Below are 11068 nucleotides of genomic sequence, written 5' to 3' on the forward strand. Positions count from 1 at the left end.
ACGGCGGAAATGCCGAGCATGTACCCGGCCGGCGAATACGACCTGGCCGGCTTCGCCGTCGGCGCCGTGGAAAAATCGAAGATCATCGACGGCACGAAAATCGCGCCGGGCGACGTGGTCCTGGGCCTGGCCTCGTCGGGCGCGCACTCGAACGGCTATTCGCTGGTCCGTAAAATCATCGAAGTGGCCAAGCCGGACCTGGAAGGCGACTTCCACGGCCGCAAGCTGGCCGACGTGCTGATGGAGCCGACCCGCATCTACGTCAAGCCGCTGCTGGCGCTGATGGAGTCCATGGAAGTGAAGGGCATGGTCCACATCACCGGCGGCGGCCTGGTCGAAAACATCCCGCGCGTGCTGCAGGCGGGCCTGGTGGCTGAGCTGGACGGCAAGTCGTGGACCATGCCGCCGCTGTTCCAGTGGCTGCAACTGCACGGCGGCGTGGCCGACGCGGAAATGCACCGCGTCTTCAACTGCGGCATCGGCATGACCGTCATCGTCTCGAAAGAGAACGCCGACGCGGCCGTGGCCCAGCTGACGGCGGCCGGCGAAACCGTCTCGCGCATCGGCACCATCCGCGCCCGCGTCGGCGACGAGCACCAGACCATCGTGGTCTAAGCCAAGCGGCGCGCGGCCCGCGCCGCGTGCTTGCAAGACGCTACAAGAAGCGGACCATGCCCGGCATGGTCCGCTTTTTTATTGCCGCCACTTGCCGACGGACGGCGCGCGCGCCTGGCATGGCCGCCGCCGCGCCGCCGCGACTACTTGTTGAGGATTTTGTCGACGCGCGCCGGCCGCAGACGGAAGGCGTCCGGCATGCCGCTGCCGAGCAGGGGCCGCAGGTAGAGGCGGAAGGCGTCGGTGACGTCGGTGCCGCTGGCGCTGATGAACTCGTCCTCCATCACGCGCGTCTTGCCGGCCACGTCCGACAGCGCCAGCAACGCGTAGTTGACGGCGTAGTCGCCGCTGCGCTGGATCGCCACCGAGCCGTCGCGCCCGCCCCACATGGCGAACTGCACCGCCTTCTCGGCCACTTCGCGCGCCTCGCGCTGGTCGACGTCGGACACGCAGCCGAGGAAGGAGCGCTGCAGATAGCCGAAGGTGTCGCCGCGCACGCGCTTGATGCCCAGCTTGGACTTGATCTCGTCGCACAGCAGATCGGCCAGCGCGCCGGTGCCCGACAGTTGCACGTTGCCGTGGGCGTCGCGCTCGACTTCCTTCGACAGCAGCGTGGCGATGGCGGCGCCGCTGGCGTCGTGTATGCCTTCGGAGACGGCCACCACGCAGCGCCCGTAGCGTTCATACACGGCCTTGACGTCGGCCAGGAACTGCTCCAGCACGAACACGCGCTCGGGCAGGTAAATCAAATGCGGGCCGTCGTCCGGGAACTTGCGGCCCAGCGCGGCGGCGGCCGTCAGGAAGCCGGCGTGGCGGCCCATGACGACGCCGACGTAGACACCCGGCAGCGAGGCGTTGTCGAGGTTGGCGCCGGCGAAGGCCTGGGCCACGAAGCGCGCCGCCGACGGGAAGCCGGGCGTGTGGTCGCTGCCGACCAGGTCGTTGTCTATGGTCTTGGGGATGTGCACGCAGCGCAGCGCGTAGCCGGCCTTGGCCGCCTCCTCGCTGACGATGCGCACCGTGTCGGACGAGTCGTTGCCGCCGATGTAAAAGAAGTGGCCGATTTCATGCGCCTGCAAGACCTTGAAGATTTCCTGGCAATAGGGGATGTCGGGCTTGTCGCGCGTCGAGCCGAGGGCGGACGACGGCGTCGCCGCCACCAGCTCCAGGTTGGCGCTGGTTTCCTGGCCCAGGTCGACGAAGTCCTCGTCGACGATGCCGCGCACGCCGTGCAGCGCGCCGTAGACGCGCGTGACCTGCTGCATGCGGCGCGCCTCCAGCACCACGCCGGCCAGCGATTGATTGATGACGGCGGTCGGCCCGCCTCCCTGTGCGACCAGAATTTTTCCCGACGACATGCGCGCATCCTCCGTGTGTGGTTGAGCCGCGCCGGGCCGGGTCCGGCGCCGGCGCTCAGTCGACAGCGTACTCCAATTCGGCGCGGTCCGGCACGGGCCAGCGCCGCCAACGTCGCCGGGAGCCGCCAGCGTCGCCGGGGCCGGCTAGTCCTGCGGCGCGCGCACGTAGGCGATCAGGGCGCGGGTGCGGGCGGCCGGGGCGGGCGTCAGCAGGCTGACGGCGACCATCGTCAGCAAGCCGGCCGGCACGCCGAAGATGCCGGCCGACACCGCCTCGATGTGGAACCACTGGCCGGCCGCGCTGCCGCCGAGCACCGGGTTGGTGTGCGCCATGTAGTAGACGCAGACGGCGCAGCCGGCCACGATGCCGGCGATGGCGCCCTGGTGGTTGGCGCGCTTCCAGAACACGCCCAGCACCAGCGCCGGGAACAGCATCGCCGCCGCCAGCGAAAACGCGGCCGCCACCAGCGACAGGATGTCGGCCGGCTTTTGCGAGGCGGCGTAGGCGGCGATGAAGGCCACGGCCAGCAGCAGCAGCTTGGAGATCGTCACCCGTTTCTGGGTCGAGGCGGCCGGGTCGACCAGTTTGTAATAGACGTCGTGCGACAGCGCGTTCGAGATCGCCAGCAGCAGGCCGTCGGCCGTCGACAGCGCCGTCGCCAGGCCGCCGGCCGCCACCAGGCCGGAGATGACATAGGGCAGGCCGGCGATTTCCGGCGTCGCCAGCACCAGCACGTCGCCGTCGATGGCGATCTCGGCCAGCTGGACGATGCCGTCCTGGTTGACGTCGACGATGCTGATGAGCGGATTGAGCTTGTCGACATTGGCCCAGTAGGAGACCCAGCTCGGCAGCTGGTCGTAGCGGCTGCCGACCAGCGCGCTGTAGATGTCGTATTTGACCAGCACCGCCAGCGCCGGTATGGTCAGGTAAATGAGCAAGATGAAGAACAGGGTCCAGAACACCGACACCCGGGTCTCGTGCACGGACGGCGTGGTGTAGGAGCGCATCAAAATATGCGGCAGCGCGGCCGTGCCGAGCATCAGGCACAGCACCAGCGCCAGGAAGTTGTTGCGCTTGATGTCGGACTGGGCCCGGTCGGCGCCGGGGAAGGGCGTGGCGTGCGGCGCCACCGGCTCGGCCCGCGCCAGGTTCTGGGCGCCGGCCTCGGCCCACAGGCGGGCGGCGGCGTCGGGATTTTTGGGATAGGCGAGCACGGCGCGCTCGGCGCTGCGGATGTCGAGCAGCGAGGCGCCGTGCTGCTTGACGACGTCGAGCTTGCGCTGCACGGCCAGGCGGCCGCTGTCCCAGGAGGCCGGCAGCGTGCGCAGCAGTTGCTGGTACTGGTCGGCGCGGCTGCGGAAGATGGCGCGCACTTCGCGCTCGCCGGCGTCGTTGGCCAGCACGGCTTCGCGCGCGCTCAGCCTGGGCAGCAGCTTGCCGTACGCCACTTGCGGGATGGGATTGCCGCTGTGCTTGGCCGACAACCACATCGCGGGGATCAAAAAGGCGACCAGGATGATGATGTATTGCGCCACCTGGGTCCAGGTGATGGCGCGCATGCCGCCGAGGAAGGAGCAGACCAGGATGCTGGCCAGGCCGAGGAAGATGCCGACCGAGAAATCGACGCCGGTGAAGCGCGACGCGATCAGTCCGACCGCGTAGATCTGCGCCACGACATAGGTGAACGAGACGATGATGGTGGCGGCCACGGCCAGGATGCGCACCGCGCGGCCGCCGTTGCCGCCATCGCTGCCGCCGTAGCGTTCGGCCAGGAAGTCGGGGATGGTGTACTGGCTGAACTTGCGCAGATAGGGCGCGATCAGCAGCGCCACCAGCACATAGCCGCCGGTCCAGCCCATGATGTAGGCCAGGCCGTCGAAGCCGTGCAGGTAGAGGCCGCCGGCCAGGCTGATGAAGCTGGCCGCCGAAATCCAGTCGGCCGCCGTCGCCATGCCGTTGAACACGGCCGGCACGCGCCGTCCGGCGACGTAATATTCGAGCACGTTGGAGGTGCGGCTGAGCACGCCGATCGACGCGTACAGGATGATGGTGGCGAACATGAACAGATAGCCTATCCAGGCGCGCGACATGCCTTCCTTTTCCAGCACGGCGAGCGCGAGGAGGAAGGCCGCGAAGCCGGCCGTAAACAGCGTGTAGTAGCGCCGCAGGCGCTGGAAGAAGGTGCGTTCGGGCTTCACCGCCGGCGCTCCCGCTGGCAGTCGCGGTCGAGGATGCGCATGCGCCACGCATAGCCGCCGATGATGGCCAGGTAGACCAGCGCCGAGCCCTGCGCGGCCAGATAGAACGACAGCGGCCAGCCGAACACGGTCAGCGTGGCCAGCTCGCGGGCGTAAAAGGCGGTGCCGAAGCCGGTGGCCAGCCACAGCGCCAGCAGCACGGCCGTCATGCGGCGCGTGCGCCGCCAGTGGCGCGCGTGCGGCGTCGGCGCGCCGGCCGCGTCCCGCAAGCGTTGCACTTCCCGTGTGGCCTCATCCAAGATACAGCTCCTCGTCGTCGTCGTCGTCGCGCAGCAGCGGCAGGCTGACGCGGAACAGGCTGCCCGGCCGCTGGGTCTGCTGCGGCGCGCGCGGATTGTTGAATACATCGATGTCGGCGCCGTGCTGGATGGCGATTTCGCGCACGATGGCCAGCCCCAGTCCGCTGCCCTCGGCCGCGCTGCCGAGGATGCGGTAAAACCGTTCGAAAATCTGCTGTCGTTCGGCCGGCGCGATGCCCGGTCCGGTGTCCTCGACTTCGACGATGGCGTGGGCGGCGTCGGCGCGCACCCGCACCGTCACGCTGCCGCCGGCCGGCGTGTAGCGCAGCGCGTTGTCGATCAGGTTCGACAGCATCTCGCGCAACATGGTGGGATTGCCGGCGATGGCCACGGGCGCGGCGCCGTCGGCCGGGCCTTCGTAGCCGAGGTCGATGTGCTGGGTGAACGAGGTCGGCACCCAGTCGCGCACGGCGCTGCGCGCCAGTTCGGCCAGCTCCAGCGTGACCAGGCCGCCGCCGCCGCGCGGCTGGTTCTCGGCGCGCGCCAGGGCCAGCAGCTGGTTGACGAGGCGGGTCGCCGCCTCCGAACTCTTGGCCAGTTGCAGCAGCGAGCGGTGGATTTCGCCCTGGTCGGTCTGGCGCAGCGCCAGCTCGGACTGCATGCGCATGCCGGCCAGCGGCGTCTTCATCTGGTGCGCGGCGTCGGCGATGAAGCGCTTTTGCATGTCGATCGATAGCGACAGCCGCGCCAGCATGTCGTTGAGCGAGCGCACCAGCGGCGAGATTTCCTCCGGCACCTGGTGCGATTCGATGGGGCTCAAATCGTCCGAGCTGCGCGCCCGTATGCGCTCCTGCAACTGCGCCAGCGGCGACAGCCCGCGCGCCAGCGCGAACCAGACCAGGGCCAGCACGATGGGCAGGATGATGAACTGCGGCAGGATCACGCCCTTGATGATTTCATTGGCCAGGCGGGCGCGCTTTTCCAGCGTCTCGGCCACCTGCACCAGCGCCAGCGGGGCCTCGTCGCCGCCGCCGCCGGCCTGGTCCGGCGCGACCCAGGTGTAAGCGACCCGCACTTGCGTGCCGTGCATGGCGTCCGTGCGGAAGCGGACGGTGCCGGCGCGCCGCGGCTCCTCATCGGCCGGCGGCGGCAGGTCGCGGTCGCCGTCGAGGTAGTCGCCGCGCTGGCCCAGGATCTGGAAATAGATATTGTCGATGTCGTCGGCGCGCAAGATGTCGCGGGCCGAGCCGGGCAGGCGCTTGACGGCCTTGCCGTTGATCTCCTTGACCTGCTGCGCCAGCACGGTGACGCTGTCTTCCAGCGCGTGGTCGAACGGTTCGTTGGCGATGGACTTGGCGACCAGGTAGGTGATGGCGATGCTCATCGGCCACAGCAGCAGCAGCGGCGCCAGCATCCAGTCGAGGATCTCGCCGAACAGCGAATGCTCGATATCCTGGTCCGATTCGGCGGCCGGCGGCCGCCAGGCGTCGGCCGCATCGTCTGCCATCCCGTCGGCCACCCCGTCGGCCGGTTGCGCTGCGGCGCGCGGCTTCACTTGGCGGCGCCGTGCTTGTCGGCGCCGTCGCCGCCGTGGCCGGGCTTGGGCGCGTCGGAGAATTTTTCGAGGCAGTAGCCGAGGCCGCGCACGGTGGCGATGCGCACGCCGCCCACCTCGATTTTCTTGCGCAGCCGGTGCACATAGACTTCGATGGCGTTGTTCGACACCTCCTCGCCCCATTCGCACAGGTGGTCGACCAGCTGTTCCTTGGACACCAGGCGGCCGCTGCGGGCCAGCAGGATTTCCAGCAGGCCCAGTTCGCGCGCCGACAGGTCCAGCATCTGCTCGTTGATATAGGCGCTGCGGCCGACCTGGTCGTAGGACAGCGGCCCGTGCCGCACCACGGCCGCGCCGCCGCCGGCGCCGCGCCGCGTCAGCGCCCGCACCCGCGCCTCGAGCTCGGACAGGGCGAAGGGCTTGGCCATGTAATCGTCGGCGCCGAGGTCGAGGCCGTTGACCCGCTGCTCGATGGAATCGGCCGCCGTCAAGATCAGCACCGGCAACAGCGAGGCGCGCGCGCGCAGCCGCCGCAGCACCTCCAGCCCGGACAGCCGGGGCAGGCCCAGGTCCAGGATCAGCAAATCGAATTCCTGGGTCGACAGCGCAGCGTCGGCCTCTTGGCCGTCGGCCACGCAGTCGATGGCGTAGCCGGACTGGCGCAGCGAGCGCGTCAGTCCATCGGCCAGCACGCCGTCATCTTCGGCAAGTAAAATACGCATGATCGCAATCCACAGCATCCAAGCTTGTATTGTGTTTCATTTTCCGCAAGGTGGCGAATTTTTGTGAAATCGGGCGCCGACAGGGTGCTGTTTCGCACGCCACGCAAAATCGCGCTTGCATTAAGCACTGTTTTTTTATACAGTGTAACCTGTACGCGGAATTTGGTGCGCCCGAACTTGGCACACGCTGGAATACACTGGCTCGCGCTGGCTCATTTACCTGGCTGAAAGAATATTATGGACGAGAAAAAAGGCGCAGTACCCGCAGCTGAGAAGGCCAAGGCCCTCGCGGCCGCGCTGGCGCAGATCGAAAAGCAGTTCGGCAAGGGCTCCGTGATGCGCATGGACGCCAGCGCCCCCATCGAAGAAGTCCAGGTCGTGTCGACCGGCTCGCTGGGCCTGGACATCGCCCTCGGCGTCGGCGGCTTGCCGCGCGGCCGCGTGGTGGAAATCTACGGTCCTGAATCGTCCGGCAAAACCACGCTGACCTTGCAGACCATCGCCGAAATGCAAAAACTGGGCGGCACCTGCGCCTTTATCGACGCCGAGCACGCGCTCGACGTCGGCTATGCGCAAAAACTCGGCGTGAACCTGCACGAGCTGCTGATCTCGCAGCCGGACACGGGCGAACAGGCGCTGGAAATCTGCGACGCGCTGGTCCGTTCGGGCAGCGTCGACCTGGTCGTCATCGACTCGGTCGCCGCGCTGACGCCGCGCGCCGAAATCGAAGGCGACATGGGCGATTCGCTGCCCGGCCTGCAGGCCCGCTTGATGTCGCAGGCGCTGCGCAAGCTGACCGGCTCGATCAACCGCACCAACACCCTGGTCATCTTCATCAACCAGATCCGCATGAAAATCGGCGTCATGTTCGGCAGCCCGGAAACGACCACCGGCGGCAACGCGTTGAAATTCTACGCCTCCGTGCGTCTGGATATCCGCCGCACCGGCTCGATCAAATCGGGCGACGAAGTGATCGGCAACGAAACCAAGGTCAAGGTCGTCAAGAACAAGATCGCGCCGCCGTTCAAGGAAGCCCACTTCGACATCCTGTATGGCGAAGGCACGTCGCGCGAAGGCGAGATCCTCGATCTGGGTTCGGATGCGAAGATCGTCGAGAAGTCCGGTTCCTGGTACAGCTATAACGGCGAACGCATCGGCCAGGGTAAAGATAACGCACGCGCCTTTTTGAAAGAACGTCCGCAACTGGCGTGGGAAATCGAAAACAAGGTGCGCGAGTCGCTGGGCGTGCGCGTCTTGCCGCCGCGGGCGGAAGACAAAGCCGAACCGGTCGCCAAGCTGAAAGCGGTCGACAGCAAGGTGGCCGAGGCTTAAACCAAGCGACACCGAGTGACCATACCGTTTAGTTAATATAAACGGTATGGATGAAATATTGATATCGTCAGCCACCGTGCCGCGTTCTGCGGCCGGTGGTTTTCGCATTGTGCAGAGGTTTTCCATGGCGGCACCGCATTTGAGCCTGAAAGGGCGCGCCCTGCGCTATCTGTCGATGCGCGAGCACAGCCGGCTGGAGCTGGGCCGCAAGCTGTCGCGTTACGCGGACGAGGGCGACGACGTCGACGCCCTGCTTGATTTTCTGGAGAAAAACAACTGGCTGTCGCAGGAACGGTTTTCGGAAGCGCTGATCCACCGCCGCGCGGCCCGCTTCGGCAACAGCCGCATCGTCGCCGAGCTGCAAAGCCACGGCATCAACGGCGCGGCGCTGCAAGAATTGAAGGCCGGCCTGAAGGATGGCGAAACCGAGCGCGCCTGCGAAGTGTGGCGCCGCAAGTTCGGCACCGTCGCTGCCGACCAGACCGAGCGCAACAAGCAGATGCGTTTCTTGATGCAGCGCGGTTTTTCGCAAAACGCCGTGCAGACGGCGCTGAAAGGCCAGGCCGACGAGGAGTAGACGTGCGCTAGAATGCATGTTTCCCAACGGTATATTTTTTGATGCGTAAGAACCTGAGCAAGGCGTTGTTGCTGGCCGGTTGGCTGTGGCTGCCCAGTCTGGCGGTACTGAGTACCGATAACGTGCAAGGCGGTGCGGAAATTTTCGCCCTGCTGGCGTTTTCCTTGCTGCTGCTGGCCGCTCCACTGGTGCTGGTGCCGCGCCTCCGAAATTATTTTTTATTGTGGACTCCCTTGGCGCTGCTGGTGGCGCCATATTGTTATATGACCGTCGTGTACGGCAGCGTTCCCGGCGAAGTGCTGCTGTCGGCGGCGCTGCACACGAGTCTCGCTTTGAGTCTGCAAGTGCTGGGGTCTTTCGGCTGGCGGGTCTGGCTGGTGCCCGCCAGCCTGTTGCTGTATGTGTTGCTGGCCTTGTCGCTGGACCGCGCATGGAAGTTGAGCCTAGCGGCCCGCAAGCGTCTACTGGCGGGCTTGCTGCTGTATGTGATGCTGGCCATGGTGGCACGCCAGGCGCTGGACCAGCGTGTGGCATTGCCGCCGCTGCTGGAGCAATCGACGCTCGACCTGGCTTTCCCCAGCGGCCTGGCGCTGTCGCTGTCGCGCCTGTATCGCCATCCGGAACCGTCGGCAACGTTCGTCAGCGTCCACGGGCGCGCCGCCGCCAGCGAGCCCTTGCTGGTGGTGCTGGTGGTGGGCGAGAGTTTGCGCAGCGACCATCTCGGCATTAATGGCTATGGTCGCAACACGACGCCGCACTTGGCCGCGCTGGGGCCGGAACTGCTGTCCTTTCCCGATGTGGCCTCGAGCGCCAACTGGACCAATCACGCCGTGCCCGGCATCGTCACGCTGCCGCTGGAGTCGCAGCGTGCGAACCTGACGCAGACTTTCCACGAAGCCGGCTTCCGCAGCGCCTGGATATCGAACCAGGAACCCTCGCCCTACGGCAGCGTCGCCGACGTCGTCGAATATGCGATCGATTCCCAGGACTATCATCTGCGCAACGACGCCAGCCTGCTGCCCCTGTTCACTTCCTTTGTCCGCCAGGCCGGCTTGCGCCAGTTTGTCGTGCTGCACATGATGGGCAGCCACATTCCTTATGAAGAAAGATATAGCGCATCGTCCAAGGTATTCATACCCACGCTGCGCGATCTGGGCGTGGACGAGCCGGTGTTGGCCGACAAGGCTGCCGCCATCAATTCCTACGACAACACGGTGATCGAGACCGATAAATTCCTGGCCCGCGTGATCGAAGTGCTACGCAAGGAGCAACGCCCCGCCGTCATGCTGTACACCTCCGATCACGGCGAAAACCTGTTCGACAACGAACGCCACCTGTTCATGCACACCCAGCCCGGTCCAACCCGCTACGACACCCACGTGCCGCTGCTGGTCTGGATGAACCCGCCTTACCGCGCCGCCCACCCTGGATTGGAGCAGGTGCTGCGCGCAAACAGCACCAAGAAGGTCAGCCACGCCGATGTCTTTCCCTCCCTACTCGGACTGGGCGCCGTGCAGTGGGATGACCTTGGCGAACGGCGCAGTTTTGCGGCGCCCGGCTACATGGAACACCCGCGCGTGGTGATGAAGGATCTGTCGTCGACCACCTTGTATGACGACCTGAAGTAGCCGCGCGGCGCCGCACAATTTGCCTGCCGTTAATGCCGCAGACATCGCAAGTCGGCCCGGTGTGTGCTACACTTTTACGGTTTTTGCAGCGCCGCAGGTGCGGTGGTTGTCCGTAGAAGCTGCGGCAACGTGCTATTCGCACATGGCTGCTTACTATTTTCCGCCGCGATTGCGGCTCGGTCTTATGTCCTTGTCTTCTCCAGTTTCCCGACGTGCGCTGAGGCATACTCGCGCCACCACCGTCCCCGCGTTTGCGTGCGGCGACGGGCTGTGGGGCGCGCGCGAGCAAACTTTCCCATTATTGTATTTGCGCCATGCGCCGCGTCCCGACGCCAGCGCCGTGGCCCCGTTTTATCCGCGCTGGGTGGCCAAAGCAGCACCGGGTTAGCGCTTCGTAGTATCTGCTTCGTCGTCATGTGTTTGCCGCATCAGTTACGCACCATTCTCGTACCATCAACCGATTTAACCACATCAGCATCAGAAGGGAAGCCAGCATGAAAATCCATGAGTATCAAGGCAAAGAAATCCTCCGAAAATACGGAGTGACGGTACCGCGCGGTATTCCGTGCCTGTCCGTAGAAGAAGCCGTCAAAGCCGCTGAAACCTTGGGCGGCCCGGTCTGGGTGGTCAAGGCCCAGATCCATGCTGGCGGTCGCGGCAAGGGCGGCGGCGTCAAAGTCGCCAAGTCGTTGGAACAAGTCAAGGAATTCTCCGAGCAGATCCTGGGCATGCAGCTGGTCACGCACCAGACCGGCCCTGAAGGCCAGAAAGTCCGCCGCCTGC

At 65.9% G+C, this 11068-nt stretch carries 10 protein-coding genes; 5 read left to right on the forward strand and 5 right to left on the reverse strand.

The window, feature by feature from the left end; all coding sequences use genetic code 11:
• On the forward strand, positions 1 to 615 hold a 615-nt coding region (gene purM / locus Q0S71_RS26875; RefSeq protein WP_296002692.1), incomplete at its 5' end, for a phosphoribosylformylglycinamidine cyclo-ligase.
• A 143-nt stretch (positions 616 to 758) separates the two neighbouring features.
• Here purM and Q0S71_RS26880 read toward each other — a convergent pair.
• The 5 genes from Q0S71_RS26880 to Q0S71_RS26900 all read right to left on the reverse strand — a co-directional run bounded on the left by Q0S71_RS26880 (position 759) and on the right by Q0S71_RS26900 (position 6748).
• Positions 759 to 1973 carry a 6-phosphofructokinase gene (locus Q0S71_RS26880; RefSeq protein WP_296002696.1) on the reverse strand — a complete coding sequence of 405 codons (1215 nt, stop codon included), beginning with the start codon at positions 1971 to 1973 and terminating at the stop codon, positions 759 to 761.
• Positions 1974 to 2117: 144 nt separating this feature from the next.
• The gene (locus tag Q0S71_RS26885; protein WP_296002699.1) at positions 2118 to 4172 is read right to left on the reverse strand and encodes a sodium:solute symporter family protein; all 2055 of its coding nucleotides are present in this window, start codon (positions 4170 to 4172) and stop codon (positions 2118 to 2120) included.
• Positions 4169 to 4441: a DUF4212 domain-containing protein gene (locus tag Q0S71_RS26890; protein ID WP_296002718.1), complete on the reverse strand. Its 273-nt coding sequence runs from the start codon at positions 4439 to 4441 to the stop codon at positions 4169 to 4171. The genes Q0S71_RS26885 and Q0S71_RS26890 overlap by 4 nt, the downstream gene beginning before the upstream one ends.
• A 22-nt stretch (positions 4442 to 4463) precedes the next feature.
• Positions 4464 to 5978 (reverse strand): sensor histidine kinase, encoded by a 1515-nt coding sequence (locus Q0S71_RS26895; protein ID WP_296002701.1) that lies wholly within the window; start codon positions 5976 to 5978, stop codon positions 4464 to 4466.
• Between the two features lie 44 nt (positions 5979 to 6022).
• A complete protein-coding gene (locus tag Q0S71_RS26900) occupies positions 6023 to 6748 on the reverse strand; it encodes a response regulator transcription factor (RefSeq protein WP_296002704.1) in 726 nt (241 codons plus the stop codon).
• A gap of 237 nt (positions 6749 to 6985) precedes the next feature.
• Here Q0S71_RS26900 and recA point away from each other — a divergent pair, with 237 nt between their 5' ends.
• The 4 genes from recA to Q0S71_RS26920 form a co-directional block, all read left to right on the forward strand.
• Positions 6986 to 8080, forward strand: coding sequence for a recombinase RecA (gene recA / locus Q0S71_RS26905; protein WP_296002707.1), 1095 nt, complete (start codon positions 6986 to 6988; stop codon positions 8078 to 8080).
• A gap of 124 nt (positions 8081 to 8204) precedes the next feature.
• A complete protein-coding gene (gene recX, locus Q0S71_RS26910) occupies positions 8205 to 8657 on the forward strand; it encodes a recombination regulator RecX (protein WP_296002710.1) in 453 nt (150 codons plus the stop codon).
• A 41-nt stretch (positions 8658 to 8698) separates the two neighbouring features.
• Positions 8699 to 10285 carry a phosphoethanolamine transferase gene (locus tag Q0S71_RS26915; RefSeq protein ID WP_296002713.1) on the forward strand — a complete coding sequence of 529 codons (1587 nt, stop codon included), beginning with the start codon at positions 8699 to 8701 and terminating at the stop codon, positions 10283 to 10285.
• A 494-nt stretch (positions 10286 to 10779) separates the two neighbouring features.
• A partial coding sequence (locus Q0S71_RS26920; protein ID WP_296002716.1) for an ATP-grasp domain-containing protein occupies positions 10780 to 11068 on the forward strand: 289 nt, incomplete at its 3' end.

Origin of the sequence: Rugamonas sp. (assembly GCF_025354735.1) — a bacterium.
Classification (GTDB): Bacteria; Pseudomonadota; Gammaproteobacteria; order Burkholderiales; family Burkholderiaceae_D; genus Rugamonas.